This window comes from Shewanella sp. S1-49-MNA-CIBAN-0167, from assembly GCF_040310145.1.
GTDB classification, from domain to species: Bacteria; Pseudomonadota; Gammaproteobacteria; order Enterobacterales; family Shewanellaceae; genus Shewanella; species Shewanella psychromarinicola.
Genome location: NZ_JBEOPO010000015.1, coordinates 1 through 20057 on the forward strand (window position 1 = coordinate 1; position 20057 = coordinate 20057).

Annotated in this window: 9 protein-coding genes; 1 reads left to right on the forward strand and 8 read right to left on the reverse strand. The window is 44.7% G+C overall.

Translation table 11 applies throughout. From position 1 onward, the window contains the following. Positions 1-396: 396 nt before the first annotated feature. Positions 397-1332, reverse strand: coding sequence for a DUF4382 domain-containing protein (locus AAEZ00_RS08750; RefSeq protein ID WP_157822162.1), 936 nt, complete (start codon positions 1330-1332; stop codon positions 397-399). 857 nt (positions 1333-2189) lie between these two features. Between AAEZ00_RS08750 and AAEZ00_RS08755 the strand changes: the two genes are divergently transcribed. Further along, complete coding sequence (locus tag AAEZ00_RS08755; protein WP_351088561.1) at positions 2190-3521, forward strand: hypothetical protein; 1332 nt, start codon at positions 2190-2192, stop codon at positions 3519-3521. A 384-nt stretch (positions 3522-3905) separates the two neighbouring features. Here the strand turns inward: AAEZ00_RS08755 and recD are convergent, their stop codons facing one another. The 7 genes from recD to AAEZ00_RS08790 form a co-directional block, all read right to left on the reverse strand. Continuing rightward, positions 3906-5987: an exodeoxyribonuclease V subunit alpha gene (recD, locus tag AAEZ00_RS08760; protein WP_351074774.1), complete on the reverse strand. Its 2082-nt coding sequence runs from the start codon at positions 5985-5987 to the stop codon at positions 3906-3908. Next, complete coding sequence (locus AAEZ00_RS08765) at positions 5981-9781, reverse strand: UvrD-helicase domain-containing protein (protein ID WP_351088562.1); 3801 nt, start codon at positions 9779-9781, stop codon at positions 5981-5983. The genes recD and AAEZ00_RS08765 overlap by 7 nt, the downstream gene beginning before the upstream one ends. Next, positions 9781-13536, reverse strand: a complete 3756-nt coding sequence (recC, locus tag AAEZ00_RS08770; protein ID WP_351088563.1) for an exodeoxyribonuclease V subunit gamma — start codon at positions 13534-13536, stop codon at positions 9781-9783. The genes AAEZ00_RS08765 and recC overlap by 1 nt, the downstream gene beginning before the upstream one ends. 103 nt (positions 13537-13639) lie before the next feature. Continuing rightward, positions 13640-15691, reverse strand: coding sequence for a transglutaminase TgpA family protein (locus tag AAEZ00_RS08775; protein WP_124014197.1), 2052 nt, complete (start codon positions 15689-15691; stop codon positions 13640-13642). Further along, the gene (locus tag AAEZ00_RS08780; RefSeq protein WP_124014196.1) at positions 15688-16806 is read right to left on the reverse strand and encodes a DUF58 domain-containing protein; all 1119 of its coding nucleotides are present in this window, start codon (positions 16804-16806) and stop codon (positions 15688-15690) included. Before AAEZ00_RS08780 ends, AAEZ00_RS08775 begins: the two co-directional genes overlap by 4 nt. A gap of 14 nt (positions 16807-16820) precedes the next feature. Beyond that, positions 16821-17732 carry an AAA family ATPase gene (locus AAEZ00_RS08785; protein WP_101030369.1) on the reverse strand — a complete coding sequence of 304 codons (912 nt, stop codon included), beginning with the start codon at positions 17730-17732 and terminating at the stop codon, positions 16821-16823. Positions 17733-18004: 272 nt separating this feature from the next. Beyond that, complete coding sequence (locus AAEZ00_RS08790; protein ID WP_351088564.1) at positions 18005-19933, reverse strand: transglycosylase SLT domain-containing protein; 1929 nt, start codon at positions 19931-19933, stop codon at positions 18005-18007. Positions 19934-20057 lie beyond the last annotated feature (124 nt).

Here is a 20057-nt window from a genome sequence, read left to right on the forward strand (position 1 = left end):
ATACCTAACAGATTGTTAAATTTGGCAATAATTCACACGCCAATACATTCTTACTGAGCCAACTGCATAGGCATGTTGATTAATGATGTTGATCCTGAAGAGGTTTACGGTGAAATCAACCCTGAGAGCACGCCCAATTCATCATATTGATTTAGTGGTTTTGAGTGTTGTTAGGTGATATAGCGATAAAAATGGAACGGTAATAGTAGTGCAGGTAACCCAGTGACGTGCTGGCAGTCGACAACCCATTTTTTGGTAACGTCTTGGGCTACTTAATCTAGTGTTTTGGGTGAACGTTTCAAGGGTAGAAAAATGGGTGGCACGATTATAAGGATTGACAAAACTAAAACTAAAAAGGACCCATTCATGAATAAATAGGTCCTTAGGTTCAGGCCACTAATCTTTGCAATCCATAATATTTAGATGTCCCCCTGTCGTGCCCGCCTCGACGGTAACTGCGCCAGCATCTTTAAATATTACAAATGGCCCATCTGTAATATTATCTGCTTCAGGATCATCAAGATGACCTAGGCACGTATATCCCACATGATAATCGCCAGCCGGTAAGTAACCCATTGTAAAGTGCCAATCACCTAGGTTGTCCTGAAAAACAGGACCCACTGAAATCGGCTCAGTTAACCCGTCAGGCGGAGTCGATCCCATATCGGCCATCATGGATAATTCAGTCACTTTTGCTGGATATAGATAGGCTAGATGCTCAAAAATACCATTGTCAGCCAAATCGACATAGGTAGTTTCACAATCTGCAATCCACTGAGCATCAACATCACCACGTAAATGCCCCATATCTGCATTATCGACAGACCACACGCCTCGGTGTCGCAATTGGAATTTATCTTGCTGCTGGGTTAACGCTTTATAGAGATTAATCTCCATTGTCATTTCCAAGTTCTTGTTCGCGGTTACTTGGAAATTTCGAAGTGGTAACTTTCCCTCTTCGGCTTCTAGAGCAAAGCGCCCTTGGGCATTATTAATATATGAGCCTTGATTACCATCACCTTGTACGATGCTGATATATGCATCATTATATTGACCTGCTTTGAGTTGAAATTTATTCAGCACCAAATTACGTTCCATTCCTTGATACTGTAGTAAATTAAACTCACGATTTTGCAACGTAATACGCTGCTCTTCACCTTGTTGATTTTTCACAACAAGCTGATCTAACACCATGCCTACTTCGTTAACACCTGACATTGGTGCGTCTGATATCGCGATAGTCAACTCACCTTTGTCTGTAGCATCATCGCTATTACAAGCACATAGGATCAATGCTGCTGTCAAAGTCATTGCAAACTTAATCTTATTCATTTTAACCTCCCTCGCCATTTAACACACTCCAAGGTTAGGGCTATCGCATGAGAGCTTGCTTTTTGAACGCTACGCTTAACCTGCAAACAAAAAACAAGAAATCGTTCAAGCTATGAAGACTTGATGAACTATGGCAGCTCATTAAACAAACTAATACTGTTCAAAAAACGTTCGCGATTTCACCCTAGTTTCAAGATACGCTTGCGAACCGGACACAAATTGATCTTGGTCAATATTTGAGCAAGTTGGGGTATTATTTTTTAGTTTATCGGTTTAACGCAGTCTAATCTTATCATGTGCGGTAAATATTATATTCTGAGAATTATAAGCCAAGATTCAAATATTTTTAACTTAGCCGTAATCTCAGAGGTATGAGCGAATTCTTAATAATTACCGCTAACTCATTGGGTCGCAGACAGCACTAAGTGGATGATTCCTGAACAACAATATTATTACGTAATTATCTTATAAGTTTGGACCAATGCGTATTTTGCAAATCGTTGTTATACATCTAAATGACAGGGAGTTATAAAATGAAAAAATATATTTTTGCCTTGAAAAGTTACATTGCACTGCTTCTGATTACCTGCTTAATCATTACTGCTAATATCAGTGCTGCCCCCAGTGGTGGAAGGGGCGGTGGAGGAGGTGGAAGTGACGGTGAAAGTGGAGATACACCTGACTATAAGGAGCTAGTTATTCTCTATCGGGATGAAAACGGTGTTCCCATCCCAACAGAACCACAGCTTGTAATCGATCCCGAGACTGGTTTAGAGGTCTGGGGGGGATTATGTAGACAACCCATCGCTTTTAATGTGTCCAACGACTTCGATACTATGTGTCCAACGAGTTGCGCGGTGAAAATAGGTGGAAAAGATGTTGTTAGTAGCATCGATCAATACTCCTGCGCAGTCGCCGCTGAATGCACGGGCTGTACACAGGAGGTTGATTTTGGTCGTATAAATGTTGCTAGATCGGGTTCATCAGTATTTGAATCTCAATTAGACGACGTGATTGTGAGCTTGTCCACCGCAGATTGTGTCACTCTCGATCCCGCCGGACGTTTAGTTGCTAACACGGTCGAAAATGGCATTGATCCGACTACGCCAATAGTAGTGACCAGCACTATCGACTCGCCAATACAGAATCTAGCTATCTACAGGCAACTGATGCTGACGGGTGACATAGGTGTTGGTTTACCTGAAGGTGTTGGTTTACCTGAAGGTGTTGATGTACTTAACACCGCAGCAAGGGGGATCGGTACAGCGTCTGGAAAGTCTGGCGAAGTTAATGTGGATCTGATTGTCTATCTCAATCAGATATTTGGTCTGACGGAAGTGGATGACACTATCCTTGGCAAACTATATGAGGATTACAGGGAAGAAGTAAAAGGTAATATGGAAACTGTCACTAAAGTCTTCTTGGACTTTGGAGATTATAGGTATGCTCGCTTAGAAAACTTCTCAAGTGAGACTAAATCACTGCCCAGACCCGCTTATATACTTGGCGATACAAGCTTTGGCTTCTTCGAGTATTTGGCCGTCACTCCTGATAATTTAGATCGATTCTTCATCAAAAAGGGCTCTATCCTAGAGGCGGTGTTCTGTAATAATTTTGATGAAAATGGGCATTGTGTTGCCGATATGGCCGATTCAACTACTGGAGAGGGTATTGCTGCTGGTTTCACTGGCGGTAATATCGGTGGGTTTGCCCAATCAGCTGATGATACTCGCGCCGTGATTAATTTCATGCACAACTGGCCGATGCCGCTCGATTATGCCACCCCTGTATCTTGCGTGGCCTCGAGCAATATCACCTATGACTTATCGATCAGTAATGAATCCGGTCTACAGGTACCCGTGCGCATGATAGACGGCATGGAAGAGGGCAGAGAATTTATTGTGTCCATCGCCAATGCAGGGCCAGACGCTGCTTCCGGTACCGTTACGGTAAGCGCCGAAGAGACAAATGGACGCCCTATCAATGGCTCACCATGGATTTTTGAATTCACTGATCTAGGTGCCAACAGAAGTGAGTCGTTCACTCAAATCTTCATTATTGACCTTGGTTATGCTACTACCATTAACTGGACGGCCACAGTGGCTAGCGCAGATGATGCAAACCCCAACAACAACGACGTTACCGCAACCACCAGCATAAAAGTGACACAAGGGGGTGGCAGAAAGTAATCAATCAACGTGATTTGCTGCAAACCACACTTATCCGAGCTACAACCGTTAGAAAATGAAAAAAAAGGGGTTGGAAATCGCCCCTTTTTTAATAGAAGTGGAATAAATTGAGTCAAATCGTGGCCAAGCCCGACAAAAACTAATAAACAGTAGAATAATCAACTTAATATAAAATCGATTAGCGATGTTCAATCATTCAGTTGTCGACCATTATTTTTGTAGGTCTAAGTGCTGTTATCCGTCATTCGGTTTGACTTGCCGCTACAAAGATTGATTGTATGACGAAAAACCCAGTCTGAATAGTAAACCTGCGTGTTAGCCCAACAACACGCGTTGTAGCATTACTCTTCCCCCAAATTACTCCCGCAAACGCTCTCCACACAATCAGCCCCACAATCTCCAAGCTAACCCCGATGCTCGCGATGTGGCTTGTTTGCTGGCTTTTTCAAATATCATGTTAGTGCCTAAACAATAGAAATGGTTCTTTGCGCGGGTGATGGCGGTGTAAAGCAGTTCTTTACTGAGTAACTGCCATTGGGCTGGGCTGGGCTTATGGGGTAACACAAAACTGACCTTATCAAACTCGCTGCCTTGGCTCTTATGTACTGTCATGGCATAGCAAGTGTCGTGGCTCGGTAAGCGTGCCGGTAATACTTTGAGCAAGCTGCCATCAGCCATCACAAAGTGGGCCATTAAGCGACTCGGCTTAGTGCTGTCTTGCAAGATTAAGCCAATATCGCCATTAAATAAGCCTAAGTTGTAATCGTTACTTTGAATAATGATTGGTCGACCTAAATAGAATTCATGGTGTGGATTAATCAGTTTGGTCTGTTTAAGGCTGTCGGTGATGGCGATGTTCATCCCTTCGACACCAAACTCACCCGCGCGCATGGCGCACAACACCCGATAGTGATTGAAGCTGTCGATGATGGTTTGTTCTGAATGGGGCAATGTTATGACACTGTCTTGTACATCCGCTTGATCCAACATCGTCTGCTGATTTATCCTTTGCTGATTTTCTTGCACCAAACTTAGATACTCACCATAAGCTTGTACCGATAAGGTCAATAACGCTTGTTTGCCGCTGTTATCGCCCAGGGCGTTATGTTGATGCTCAAACCAGTTTAATTCGGCATGTTTTTGTAGCCATACTTGGCGAATTGCATTCACATTAGATTGATTGACCGCACTCGCTAATAGCCCAATCCCCCGATCGCCTTTAAAACGATGGCTGTGCATCAGCATGCATAAACTATCACCAATCTTAGGTTGTGGATCAATAAACTGGCTAACATCTTGTTGGGTTAATTGCTCAATTAGTTTGGCTTGCGCTGCGCTGTAGCGCATTGACCACGGTGATGAGTTTGCTTGGTTAGAATGTTGTTTTAAGCCAACACAAATATCGGCTAACACTGCGCCAGCTTCTACTGATGCTAATTGGTCTTGGTCGCCTAGTAATATCAAGCGGCCATGAGGCGGCAGGGCACTAAGTAGTTTATACATCATAGGTAAGTCGACCATTGATGCCTCATCGACAACCAATAAATCTAACCGCAGTGGATTATGTTGATGATGCCTAAATTGATGCGAGTTGGGGATCACTCCCAGTAATCGATGCAATGTTGAGGCGTCTTCTGGAATTTGTTTTAGCGAATCGATTAATATCTTCGCCAATGCTGGGTAGGTGACTTGGGTTAGCTCTTGCAATAAACGCTGTTTTGACGCCTTGATAGACTCACTCAGCCTTGCTGCTGCTTTGCCTGTGGGCGCGACCAAACGGATTGTTAGCGCCGATTGGGTCAACAGTAACAGTAATAATTTAGTCACTGTGGTGGTTTTACCGGTTCCCGGGCCGCCAGTGATCACCGCTAATGCCTTGACTAATGCAGTGGCAGTGGCGATTTTTTGCCAGTTAAATTGACTGTTATGGCTGTTTTCTGCGGTAAATAAGCACTCGATCAGTTGCGGCAGGTTGGTGTTATCGACGGTGCTGTTATTAACGTTGATGTCAATCGGTTGATTGGCCAGTTGGGTTAACTTAGCGGCCACTTGAGTTTCAAAGAAATGGTACTTGTTTAAATATAAGCGCCCATGCTCAAAAATCATCGGGGTGTTATCGCCCGGCTGACCTACAGCGTCGAATAAACATATTTGCTCAATCAATTGTTGATGGTTGAGTTTGATAGCGCAATTGATCTCAGCGTGACGATGGCTATCTTCTGCCATGGGGTTGCCTAAATCAATTTGATCAACGACTAAACAACTGTGCTGATTAGACAATTGCTGGCTGAGCAAGGCGCAAATGAGTAAAAACAGCTGCGATTGTGCTTCGGTAATGCTTGGGTCGTTATTGATGGTTTCAATGTTGGCCAGCTCTAGCGCAAAATGCCTATCGAGCGCAGTAATGAGTCGCTGCTGTTGCCAAAGGTCGAGTAACTGCGTGATCGGGTGGCTGAGCATTAACATGATGATGTCTCCGGGGCTCGATTGTCTGTCTGATCTGAAAATAAGCGGTCGAGTTGTTCGATTAATGCTTGCGGTGGTTTGTCGTAAAATACTCCAGCACCTGGGTGCTGTGGATGCATACCGCGTAAAAACAGATAATAACAGCCGCCAATATGCTGCTGATAATTATAGTCTGGTAATCTGAGCGACAAGTAGCGATGCAGCGCCAAGGTATAGAGGATGTATTGTAAATTGTAGCGATGACTATCAATGGCTTTAGCCATTGCCGAGTGAGTGTAATCGCTATATTTATCACCCAAATGATTGGACTTATAATCGGCAATATAAAATTGTCCTTGGTGTTCAAAGGTTAAATCGATAAAGCCTTTTAGCATGCCTTTTAAGGTGTCAAAGTCGAGTCCGCCGACATAACCGTGCTGCTGCAAAAGGTGATTTAGTTTCGCTGCCGGTAAGGTTGAAATCGGTAAGTAAAACTCCATTTCGACCATTTTTTGCTGCATGCCTAATTGGCTCAATGTCACCGCCGAAGTGGGTTGAGCTTGGCTATTATCTATAGCAGCCAATGGTGCGGCGTCAAACAGCGGCGCGGTTAATATTTGCTGATACCAAGTGGTTAACGGTTGTTGCCAAAGGGTTTCATCAAAACCATATTGTTTCATGGCTTTAGCCAGTGCTGGTGGCAGTTCTGTGTCGGCTTGGGTGAAATCAAACAGTTCTAACACTAGATGCATAAAACTACCGGCATTGGCGCCACGCTCGAAACTAAAGCGATCCAGTACCGGTTCGGTGATAACGTCATCTTGCAACTGTAATTGAATTAACTCATCACTGAAATCTTCATCATCGGCGCCGGGCGCGACTCTTTCATGTGGCAAATGTTTGACTAAGCCTGAATAACTGCCGACCCGCCAAGCTAGGCTCTTTGCTCGAGTCACTTTTTTGGCCATTAAGGCGTCATTATTATCATTGATATCTGCGAGTACTGAATCGTCAATATCGCTGGTTAAACATTGCACACTCATCGCCGGTAAGGTCGCAATCGCATTCACTCTGGCTTGAATAAGGGCAAAGTCAGTTTTCTTGTCGGTAATACCCAATAAATAACCGATACCGGTTTCATGCAACTGGCTGCTGATCCCAGCCTTTAACTGGCGGCTTTGGTTGGCAATATACACATAACACACGTAAACCGGTCGAGTTAACGCCACATACAGCAGGCGTAAATCTTCGGCGAGGGTTTCTTGTTTCAGTTGCTCCCAGCCTTCGTCGGTGGCGTCGACATCCCAAATAAGCTGCTCATTTTTATGGTACATCATCGGTGCTGGGCGTTTTTTATTGCCACGGGCTAAGCTGACAAACGGCACAAAGCACACTGGATACTCTAGGCCCTTACTCTTATGAATGGTGACAATTTGCACCAAGTTCTGTTCACTTTCTAAGCGTAGTTGCTGCTCATCACCACCATTGTTACCAATCAGTTGTTGCTCGTACCAGTTAATAAGCGCGCTGCTGCCATCGAGTTCAGTGGCTTTTTGCTGCAGTAATTCGGCTAAATGCCTAAAGTCGGTTAAGCGTCTTTCACCCGATGCTTTTAAATCTGCTGCGTTGTCTTCATCAGCATCATTGAAGTTACTGTCAATGCTAGTGTAATGGTCATCAACATCGATGGCCTCGGAGGTTAATGATTGCGACAAATAGCGGTGGATCAGTTGGGTTTCGCTGGCAAAGTTAAGCAGCGCTGGCATTACGCCGCGCTGTTGCCACAACTGATGCCAATGTAGAAATTGATCTAATACGTGCTGACGTTGCTCTTCATTCTGATTAAATTGATGAATGCGTTGGGCATTAAAACCGACCAGTTCGGTGGCGAGTGCGGCGCGGATAGCGCGTTCATCTTTGGGCGTGGCTAATGCGTACAGTAGAATCGCCATTTCACGGGCTTCAATGGTGTTAAATACACTGTCCCGGCTTAAAAATACTGCGCCAATTTTACGGGCTGATAACGCGGCTTTCATTATTGCGGCTTCATTACGGTCGCGCACTAATATAGCAATATCTTTAGCGATTAACGGCTCGCCTGGACGATCTAGGCTTGCATGGACTTTACATAACCCTTGTTGTGCTTCGGTGAGTAAGCGCTTTATTTCACTGGCCGCATCAGCGGCTAAGCGCTGCCTTGCGGTGGTTTTATTTAGGCCGTTAACATCGTCTTCTGCTAATAAGCGGATCCGTAGTGCTGCGGGATTTGGCTTAGCTTCGCTAAGGTGTTTATTGGCCGCCGATGAGGGTGTTTTGACACTATCATAAGGAATGGCTTGGCTAATAAAAGGATCGTCATGTTGGCTGAATAACTGATTAACCCCATTAACTAACTGAGTCGATGAGCGGTAATTAGTATCAAGATTATAATGCGCTTGAGTTTGTTGGCGCGCGGCAATATAGGTATAAATGTCAGCGCCACGAAAAGCATAAATAGCCTGTTTGGGATCGCCAATCATTAATAAGCTTAAGTGACCTTTAGGCGTATCATTTTGTTGAGCCTTAGCAGATGTATCTGGGGTTAACTCAAGTTGTGAGGCTAACGGCTGCTGATACACCTGATTGAAAATAGTAAATTGCAGTGGATCGGTGTCTTGGAATTCATCAATTAACGCCACCGGAAACCGCTTAGCAATGGCATGGGCGAGGGTGATTGGATTTTGGCTTAGCGCCATGGCTAAGCTGAGCAACAAATCATCTGGGGTCATTAAGTTGCGTTGCTGTTTTTGGCCGGCAAAACGCTGACGTATTCCCTCACGGGCACGCACTAAAAACGACGGGATCAGCTCGTTAATCAGTTCCAGTAAACGCTCAATATGATCCAGTAATGGCGCTTCAGTTGCCGTCGGGATCACGCCACCTTTGTTGAGCTTTAGCTCGGACAATGCTAACTGTTCAAGCGCTTTTAATGGCGGTAATCCCTGGCCAAATTTAACCCAGTTAGTCACGCTGTCAAACAGTTGGCTAAGCTTAGGGTAGCCGTCGGCGGCTTTACCAAAACGTTGGCCGTTTAAGGGTAACGATTGTAATAATTCCAGCGTGTTGTCGTGCAGGCTTTGCCAAAGTAAGGTAAAGCGGCTGATGCTTTGGCTTAGCTGTTGTTGCAGTTTTTCAAAGGCTGGTGGTTGTTTTGATAGCACAGCTTGGCTGGCACCTAATAATGGTCGCAGCTTTTGGGCTAAAACATCGGGTTCTGCAAACACATCACTAATGGCTTGGGCCAAAAAGGGTGGCAATGGATAACAGACTTCACGCCAGAAATCGCGCACCGCATGGTGTAAAAACTCACTGTCATCGAGAGTAAACTCTGACTCAAATAACAATGATGATTCAAATGCCATGTCGGACAACACCCGTTGGCAAAAGGCATGAATGGTGAAAATAGCCGCTTCATCTAACGACTTTAAGGCTAAATCTAAGCGTCTTAAGGCTATTGGGCGCTCAGCCTCTGAGGTGTCTTGGTAAAGTTGTTCAATAAAGTCATCATTAACGGCTAAGCCTAAAAAACGCTTAAACGCTAAGTTAATCCGTTTGCGAATACGGTCTCGCAGCTCTTCGGTTGCGGCGTTGGTGAAGGTGACTACCAAAATTTGCTCACAACTTAACGGCGATTGCTCACCGTGACCGAGTAACAAGCGTAAATATAAACCTGAAATAGTATAGGTTTTGCCGGTCCCCGCACTGGCTTCAATTAAGCTGGAGCCGGAAAAAGGTAAGGTGAGGGCATTTAGCGGTGCGACGTTAATAGGCTCCATTATTGCGCTCCTTGTTGGGCTGCGCTGGAAATGAATTGCGCTTGAATGTCTACCGCTGTGCCACTGACAAAGGGTTCTAATTCCGCCAGTTTATCTTTGTGATATTGGCTTAACATGGGCTGCAGCAATTGGTTGGCTAACGCGCCAAATGTCGCTTCACCAAAGTCGTCTGGGAAATGAAATAACCGCTGGTTATGTGGATCGTGGCCTTCACCAAATTTATTTTGGCCATCATCCCATTTTTGCTGGGCTTTGAGCAGCTTTTCATCATGATCGCCTTCGGTTTCAACATAGGTAAAAGCTGTTTTAGGCATAAAACACAAGGGTTGAGCTTGGCCTTGAATAAAACCAGTGATAAAGCGCATCAATTGCGCTTTGGCTTGCTCGGCAGTAATTGGTGCAAAGGCATGAAAATGACCAATGTCGAGTAGGTAACTAAATTGATTTTTACCTAAGCCCGACGTTGACGAATTGGCCATAGCATTGATGCACAAATGGCGTAAGTATACTCGAATAAAATCCCGTCCGTGGGCTGTGCCTGGGCGGTAATTAACTAAACCTTTAGGCAAAATATCGTCAATACGCCCGACAAGATTCACTCGCACCTTTGGTGCATGCTCTTGTGCTGGTAAATCCTGCACCAGTAGATCAAAGTTAACATCCACATGTAAAGTGTGCATGGCTTGTTGATCTTGTAAAAACTGCACCCGATTAATCAATGGCGATATATCGCGTAAATATTGGCTGATTAACAAGTCATCAAACGGCGCCATCGGCAGTTCACCACTGGTTTTGAGCTTGCTGAGCAACTCATTATCAGGGCTGTCGAGTTGGTGTTCAATGGCATTGTCGAGCATTCTTGATTGCAGTAAATAGCGCTCGAGTGCATTTAAGCTGAAGGGTTCGTCGTTGTCATCGGCTTGAATATTGAGCGACAAATCCACTTTTAAACTGCGGTTAAAGAAAAATTGCGCCGGATTACGATAAAAACGGATTAATGACGATAACTCAAGCTCGACCACTTTAATCCCTTCACTATTGATTTGAGTGTGGGCAAATACCTCATCGGCTTGTTCGACCGATAAAGGTAATGCTTGCTGGAAAAAGTGATTATTGATGGTCGCATTGGCTGGTGGCGGGCACCATTGGGCATTAAAACTGTGTTGTAATTTGCTTAAGCTATCGACAGTTTGTTGTGTGTCGCGAAACAGTTTAGCGTCAAAAGGTTGTAATGGTTGTGCTTGAATGAGCTGGGTTAATACGGCTTTGTCGGCGTCATCAAGGTTGATATCAGCTTGCTGTTCAAGCTGCTGCACCATTTTTTGCGGCAGGTAGCTTAGTTGGCAATATTCCACTAACTCAGAGACTAACATCGACGCAATACGCTCAGCGTTATCGCGTTCACTGTGGCCAATATAACTAATATACAGTTGCTCTCTGGCTGACAATAACGCCTCTAAAAACAGGTATCGGTCGTCTAATCGGCGCGAACGGTCACCTTTTTTAGGGCCAAAATGGGCCATTAAATCAAACCCGACAGGATGTTGTACCCGTGGATAGACGCCGTCATTCATGCCCAGCAAACACACCACCTTAAAGGGAATAGAGCGCATGGGCATTAAAGTACAAAAATTGACGCTGCCGGCAAGATAACGTTGGCCGACTCGGGATTCCGTTAAGCGTTGATTAAACCATTGTTTCAACACTTCGATATTCACTTGGCCTTGATGACCGGCACTGTCAAGTTCGGTGTCGAGGGTAACCAAGGCGTCGCGAATGGCTTGAATCTGCTCGCGTTCATCATCGTCGGTGTCGTAACAATCGGCTAGTAACTGCTGTAATTGCTCGAGGCGTTCAGTCGTACTGAAGTCGCTGGCAAATAACGTAAAATAGCGGTCAATGGTTTCTAAAAAGTTGAGCAGTTTACCTAATGCCTGTGATGACTGACCTTCAATGCCTTGTACCATTAAGGTGTCGCGGTAAATGTCGGCCTCGTCGTTAAAGGCGTAACCTAGGATTAAACGCTTAATGCCAAATGCCCATGAGTTTTGTGCAAAAGGTTGCACGCCTAATTGGCTGCGAGTTTGTTCACTGCGTCCCCAACGCACATTGGCATCATCTAACCAGCGGCGGATCAATGACAATTCGTCATCATCGAGTTGGAAGCGGCGCAAAATGGCTGGCACTTCTAAAATACCGATAATGTCCGTTAGGCCAAAGCGACTTTGATTGATGTTTAACAGGCTTAAAAAGCTATTAATTAATGGTGACTCTTGCGCCGCGCCTCGGTCGGCAATGGCATAGGGAATATAGTAGTCGCCTTTTTGCGGGTTTTTATCGGCAAAATACTGACTGTTAGCGGTGCCAAATACCGCATCAATATAGGGGGCATAAGCGGCCACATCGGGCATCATGATCACGATGTCTTTCGGGGTTAATTCACTATTGTTAGACAGTAACGCTAAAAGGTGATCATGTAAGGTTTCTACTTCTCGCAGGGCACTGTGGCAACTGCGCAGCGTAATCGAATCATCGCTGGGTAATAATTCACGGCGAGCATGAATATCTTGGTATAAATCTGCATTTGGCCCTAATGGTTGCCCAAGAGTTTCCATTTGTAGGATATCGTATTGCACCCCGTGTAGCAGGTTGTTGGGCTCGGGTTCCACATAACAATCGTAACCAAAGTCGGTATGTTCTGGCGGTAGGCCAAGCATTAAATCGAGTAGCTCACGGCCCATTTGACCATTATTGGCCAATATCGGGTTACCCACTTCTAGCTTGTCTTCCCAGTCTTGGTCGAGTTGTTTTTTGTTGGCGTATTGCAGTGCCATGCGAGCGCGGGTTTTGGGTTCAATAATGTCGCCCCAATAATGCTGGCAAGGGCTGAGTGATAACATAATAACGTCAATACGACTGGCCAAGTGATACAAGACATCCAGAGTTTGCGGCGGCATGGAGGAAATACCAAACACGTATAATCGTGCGGGTAGCATGGATAAGTCAGTGTCTGGATTGGCTAAGGTTGCGATTAAGTCGGCATGCAAATTGGCGCGATGATAATGGCTGGCGTGTAAATGGTGTTGGTTATAGTCGATTAATGCCCGCCACAGGATCGGTTGCCATTGTTGGTTTTCATCTAATGTAAGGCGATTGTCTAGGCTCGATAATGGCTGGTTTTGCTCCCACGCTAAAATCCACTCGGGGCGATAGACTAAGTATTGGTCAAAAATATCGGCAATACGGCCACACAATTGAAACAGCTTAATCGCGTCATGTGACTGATTGAGTTGCAATAAGGCGTGGGTATTTGCTGTATTAACTTCGGTATCAGTATTCGCGTCTACACCTACATCTGTATCAGCAACATCAGTTGATGTGGCAATAGTGCTATTAACTTGAGGTGATAAATACTGTTTAAGTGGGCTAAAGTCTGGGTTATCTAACAGACTGGGTAATAAGTCCATCAATTTCCACGTCATGGCGGCTTTGGTAAAGGCGTTATCTTTTGGCACATTAGGCAGCAAGTCATGGCACAACTGCCAGGTAAAACTTGATGGCAAAGGGAACGATAATGCGGCAGCGATACCATTGTGTTTAGCAATCTCTAAGCGCAGCCAAGTCGACATTCCTGGACTTTGAACTAACACATGCTCACTGGCTAATAAACTGACGTTATCTAAGGGAATGGCCAATAGTTTGGCCAGTTGTTCAGATAACACTTCCATCTGATTAGATTGAATTAAAGTAAGCATGGGCAACCCGCTAATTTGAGATTAATTCATTCTATGGACTCTGTCTGAATTCATCAATCAAAACCGTTAATAATCAGAATGATTGCTGATGTTGTGCCCAACATCAGCGGCGCAGAAGTCGCAGCCGTAATCGACGGTATAACTGCTTAAATTGTTGCTGCCGTTGCTGTGCTTGTTGCACCGTGAGCGGTTGGTATTTAAGTGCCACAAAGGCATTGCTCAAGGCAGTAAAGTCAGAGGCTATCTGAGGTGATAGGGCGCTTAAATGTGCGTTAACCGCTGCGGCGTAATCAGACGAGGCTTGGCCTTGTTGGCGGGCGATGCCTTTTTGAGCTAAGCGCTGACAAATGATCTGATAACGTTTATTAAGCGGGTCTTGTTGGCGGTCAACATTGAATAACCCCGCGTAGTAAGCAATCATCAGCGCGATGATCATAAAGCTGAAAATCATCAATAAAGCGATTTTACTGCTACTCACATCACCCAATAATCTTGCTAACACTTGCTGTTTTCGTTGTTCGTCAAAGCCTAGCACCCACACGCTCCAATAATAATCGACACTGGCAAGCTGTTGACGCAACTCGTTTAACCATGGGTATTGCTTCATGTGCAGAGAACTAAAAGGACTGTCTTGTAAGTAGCTGCTTTGGCTGTCAAAAGTGGCATCAAAACCATCGAGTATCCGTTGCGGTGCGATCATCGCGGTAGGATCAAAGCGTTGCCAACCTAGGCCTTCAAACCAGACTTCGGTCCAAGCATGGGCCATGTATTGATAAACGCTATAGTAACCCGCTTTAGCATTGTACTCGCCGCCTTGATAACCCGTTACCATCCTGGTTGGAATACCACTGGCACGCGCCATAAATACCATTGCAGAGGCGTAATGGGCACAAAATCCGGCCCGGTTTTCAAACATAAAATCATCTATTTGCTGCCCACCGACACTGGGTGGACTTAACGTGTAGTAATAGGCTTGCACGGAAAAGTAATTCATCATGGCATTGATGCGCGCCTGTGGGTCGGGATAATCTTTGGCAAATTGTAAGCCGAGTTTGCGCGTTTTCGGGTTGCTATTGGACGGCAACGTGAGGTTTATCAGTTTGGTATTGCGGTCGAGTTTGGGGTCCATAATGAGATCTGGATATGACGTCACCCGATAGCTCATACGTTGATCGACAGGTCTTAATGAAAACAAACGATAATCCGCTAATTCAACCACGAGATCATTTTGGCTAAACGCTTCATCTAAACCATACAACCATTTTTGATGACTGGGTTCGCTAATGACCACGTAGTTAATTTTCCTACTCATATCATTAGCGCTAGGTGCTTGACGTTCGGGCTGTTGAAAATAGGCCTGATGCTGTACCTGCTGAATACTGGGGTCTTGGCGCCAGGTTTTGCCATCATAATTTTCCATCACCAAGGTGCGCCAGTAGAGATCTTTATTGGCCGGACCTAAGGTACTGCCGTCTGGGTTTTCAAAACCGGCTCGAAAAGCTAATTCAGCAGAGCGGGTTAACTTGCTAATGTCACCAAAGGATACTTCATCGGATAAACCCGTTGTGGCGGCTTTCATGTTCGGTACTAACCACAGTGGGCTTAATCGTGGAAATACCACAAATAGTAAGATGGCTAATGGCAAACTCTGCAGCACCAATTTAAGGCTAAAACTGAGGTTGGCGGCTTTATTCGACTTATCTTGGTAAACACTGATTAACACCCCGGTATTGAGTACTGTTACCGCCAACAAGTGCAAGGTATTAAGCATGCTTTGCTGATCAAGCAAGGTCAGCGCGATTAGAAAATAGCCCACTAAGACAATGGCTTTAACGTCTCGGAGTTCCCGCATTTCAATGTATTTTAACGCATAACCTAGGATTAATAAGTTAACCAGCGCATTGAGTAACCCTATTTCACTGGACACCAATGCGAGGGTAATGGCGGCGCCAATAGCTAAGGAGGTCACCAGTATTTTGGGTGGTGCGGCCACTTTACCGAGAAAAATCCCGACTCGCCAAATAAAACAAATGGCACAAATGCCAAGACTCCATAACGTAGCTTGTTCATGCAAGGGACTGAGGATGGCGACATTGGTGATTAATAACCAAAATAAGGTATTACGACTAATAATAGTATCAAAGTTATCGGTCATAATGGCTCACCTACTGACGAGTTTGTCACATGACTTGGACTAAAATCTGGATTCATATTCGCGGGTAAATGATAAGTCCCAATGGCTGTTTGGCAGGCCACTCGGTGTGCTTCGCCTGTTTGCTGGTTGATGATATGTTCATCCAGTATTAAGCCAAATATTTGTTGGGATTGGCTTAGCTTATCGACTTGCCATGCTAATTTACTGAGCTTGTGTTCAATGTTATTCCCCGACGTATTGGCTAATGTTAACCACACAGGTAGCCCTTCAGGTTCAGCAAATTCTTTGGTTAACATCCCTTTGTCTTGAGCCCATTGTTTCCACGCGACTTGTTTGAGTGATTCGCCTGGAATATAGCTGCGTAAGCCTTTGTAGTCGTCAACGCCTGGATGCAATTTGCCGTGTTCATATTGTGTGTCATTGTCGCTGATGTGGCTTGCCAGTTTGATATCACACACTTCTGGTTTGGCGAAAATAACATGATGAATGTCTAAGTCGACATAGGACCAGGCGCGGCATAATCCTAACGGGAAGTACGATGAGACTTTGATCCGTCCCGGATTTAATCGACCGCGTTTGGTGTGTTCAAACACTACGGTTGCAATGGTTTGTTCTTGCATTCTCTTCACGCGAGCATGGCGCTGATGGCTAAATTGCAAGCAAATCTGCTGGTGGGTGGTATCGGGATTATCTTGTCGAGTATGGCCGGTTAACATGATCGGGAATGGCATACTGTCATCAGCGTAGGCATGTGGCGGCGTGACGGCCTTGAAGGTTAATCCTGCTAAATTTTTGTAACTGTAAATAATGCAGGTATGGAACACACTGGCGAGTAATAAGCTTAAGCCAATCACTAAGTTGTTTTGATAATTGGTGCCAAATAAATACAGTAAGACGATCAATCCAAGCCAAAACAGACCAAAACCACTGGGTAAGATAAAAATGCCTTTATGGCTGAGGGTAACTTGTTTTTGCGGTGGCAGACGTTTACTTATCCATCTTGACCAGCGTTGTGTCAACCATGAGGGTGTTAGGCGACTTAATCGAGATGGCTTGAACGCGCCACTAGCATCATGTGGTGAAGCATGCTTTTTTGCTGTTGTCGATTTAGCCATGAGAGCCAGTACCGTTAACGTATGGGGTTGACGCTGGCGAGTATGGTGTCAGACAAAGCTTGGCCTTGAAATTGACTACTGCTGCGAATGCGATGTTCGGCAACCGAGGCAAATACCGCCTGAATATCTTCGGGTACCACGTACTGGCGCTGATGAATAAAGGCCCATGCTTTGGCTGCTTGTAATAGGGCAATACTGGCTCGTGGCGATAAACCGTTGGCGGTATTGTGTTGACGAGAAAAATCCACCAAGGCAATTAAATAATTAAGTACCGCATCAGAAGCTGACACTTGGGCCACTTGTTGTTGCAACAGCATCAGCTCTTGCGGGGTTAAACATTGTGATAATGATGCCGGTTTACTGGCTTGGGTGTGCGACTTTAACATGGCTAACTCGGCTTCGGCGCTGGGATAGCCGATGGAGATCCGCATCATAAACCGGTCAAGTTGCGACTCGGGTAAAGGGAAAGTACCCGCTTGATCAACCGGATTTTGGGTCGCAATAACAAAAAACGGTGAGCTTAGTGGGTGGGTGATCCCATCAATGGTAATTTGTTGTTCTGCCATGGCTTCGAGTAAAGCACTTTGGGTTTTAGGGCTAGCGCGGTTAATTTCATCAGCCAGTAACATTTGATTAAACACCGGGCCTTTGTGAAATATAAACTGTTGTTGCTCTTTACTGTAGATGGATACTCCAAGAATATCAGCAGGTAACATATCACTGGTAAATTGGATCCGCTGATAACTCATGCCTAAACTGCTGGCAATGCCTTGGGATAAACTGGTTTTACCCATGCCAGGTAAATCTTCAATCAGTAAGTGACCTTTGGCGAGGATACAAGCGACGGCAAGTTTGATTTGCTCAGGTTTACCTAGCAAAACTTGGCTCAGTTGATTGAGTAATGTTTGGATATTTGATTGCGACACGAAAACTCCAACTTTTAGTCATGAACCATTATCGGTTGATTATTGATTATCGATTACTGTATCTAGTGATGGTTTGTCGTTATCGCTTAGCGTTATGGTTTGTCGTTACCGGATCAGCATAAGCGTAATGGGTTAAATCGCAAATGATTATCAACAATTATTGAGTCAGCAGAGAATGGTGATCATACGTTACCCCTGCGACTTGTGTTAAGTAATAATAGCCGCCACGTTGTGGCGGCTATTATTACTAACGACGAGTAAACTGGTCATTATTAATAACGATGGCTGAACTCTTTTGAGCTAAACATCCCCAAACTTGGATTATCTTTGTGTTGAAAAATCATTCTGTAACTGAGCACCGCTTGCACATATTCACGGGTTTCAGTGTATGGAATTGTTTCAATAAAGCTCATCACATCTAAGCTTCCTTTAGAGACTTTTAACCAGCGTCGAACACTCCCGGGACCGGCATTATAAGCTGCCGTTGCGAGCACCCTATTTTGATCAAACTGTTTAAGTAATTCACTGTAATACGCACTGCCCAACATAATGTTCACTTTAGGGTCGTACAGGTCTTTTATGCCATTAAATCGTATTTTGTTCTTTGTAGCGGTTTGCTTGGCGGTGGCGGGCATTAATTGCATTAACCCTCTGGCACCCACACCTGAAGTCGCATAAGGATAGAATGCACTTTCTCGACGAGAAATCGCCCGGATCTCGTCAATGTTTACCGTGAACTTTTTACTGGCTTTGACAAATTCATCATTGGCGGCTTCTGGAAAACGTAAGGCTAATGAATTCCATAATTGCCCTTGAATGCTCGATTCGACACTAAACGCATGCCAGCCGTTATTTAAGGCCAATAGGCCATATTGTGCCTTCATTTCGCTGTTGTGGCGGCGCATTAAATAGAGCCATTCGTTACGGGCATCAATCTGTTTATCTAAGGCCATTAATTCAATCACGCGAGCAAGCCCTGGGTCTTGGTGTAACCTGGCTTGCAACTCGGGGTTGGGTGCCAAATTATCATCATTCATCGCCAGGGGTTTACCTAAGGCTTCAGCGGCATTAAAACCGTAAAAATTACGTTGGCCACTTAAGCTTGACTGTAATTTTATCGCCGCTGTTTTGTCGTGGCGAGAGGTCATCTTAGCTTGCCAATATTGCCAGCGCGGATCGGCTTTACCTTGATCGCTCAGCAAGGCTAAATACTTCTCTACGGTAGTAAAGTCTTGCTCACCAATGGCCCAACGTAAGCGAATTTCGTATAGGTCATCAGATTTAATTAAGGGCAGCATGGTATCAATGTGTGACACCAGTTTTTCATCTTGCTTAATTAATGCTCGGCGGACTAAATAGCGATTAAGTTGGCGCCCTTCAACGTCGGTGAAACGATTGGTTTTTTGGTATTTAACATATAATTTAATCGCTTGATGTAAATCTTTGAGTGCCAGTTTACGCAATCCGGCATCGACAATATCACCTATGATCGGTTTAGAACTGGCAAATTTTTTCATATGACGCAAACGATTGGGATCGCGATAAACAGACAATAATAACTTGGCTTCGTCATCATGTTGGGTGACTTTTTGCGATAAATAACTCAGCAAACTAGATTGCCCTGCATTAAAACTCAGCAGCATACGGGCCCAGAGGAGTTCTTGTGTGCGGTAGCCCGCTTTAGTCCATTGGTTAATCACGGCATCACATTCTTTTGGACGTGAGTAACCATGAACCCATAAACGTTCTATCCCCTTGTATGCCATAGTGTTATTACCTGCATCAAGTTGTGCTTGGTAATAATAACACTGTAGACGTACATCATTAGGCGTGTCTGGGGATATCACCAGAAAGTCTTGCCAATGTTGTTTGTTCCCCGCATGGAGCAGGTATCGATAACGGGCGTTATTGTATAACGGGGTGGTATCAAATTGGTTAATTGAATTCAGTGCCGTTTGCCCAGAAGATCGCACTATGCTATCGATATTAGCGTGGTAATCGAGGTAAACCGTTAACGGATAATCGGCTAATTTTTGACGTAATGCTTGATACTTGTCGAGTTGATTGTTATCCAGTGCTTGACGAGCATCGAGATAGTTTTGCTGTTGCGATGTCAATGCATGAGCTTGGCCGAAAAAGGCCAATGATGTACAGAGTAATAATGCGCCAGTAATAAAAGTGTTTGCCCAAGTGTTACGCATTTAAATGTGAATCTCCGCCTCAGTATTTCATTTGCTACTAAGTGTTTGTGATAAGTGTTTGCGTTAAGAGTTTGTTGTACGTGTTTTGTCACTATTAGGCTTGTTGATTAAATAAAGATTAATA

What these genes read in the sequence shown, in the direction of transcription:
- recD (WP_351074774.1), bottom strand. Translation starts at nt 5,987, where the DNA reads ATGTTAATGCTCAGCCACCCGATCACGCAGTTACTCGACCTTTGGCAA.
- AAEZ00_RS08750 (WP_157822162.1), bottom strand. Translation starts at nt 1,332, where the DNA reads ATGAATAAGATTAAGTTTGCAATGACTTTGACAGCAGCATTGATCCTA.
- AAEZ00_RS08765 (WP_351088562.1), bottom strand. Translation starts at nt 9,781, where the DNA reads ATGGAGCCTATTAACGTCGCACCGCTAAATGCCCTCACCTTACCTTTT.
- AAEZ00_RS08790 (WP_351088564.1), bottom strand. Translation starts at nt 19,933, where the DNA reads ATGCGTAACACTTGGGCAAACACTTTTATTACTGGCGCATTATTACTC.
- recC (WP_351088563.1), bottom strand. Translation starts at nt 13,536, where the DNA reads ATGCTTACTTTAATTCAATCTAATCAGATGGAAGTGTTATCTGAACAA.
- AAEZ00_RS08775 (WP_124014197.1), bottom strand. Translation starts at nt 15,691, where the DNA reads ATGACCGATAACTTTGATACTATTATTAGTCGTAATACCTTATTTTGG.
- AAEZ00_RS08780 (WP_124014196.1), bottom strand. Translation starts at nt 16,806, where the DNA reads ATGGCTAAATCGACAACAGCAAAAAAGCATGCTTCACCACATGATGCT.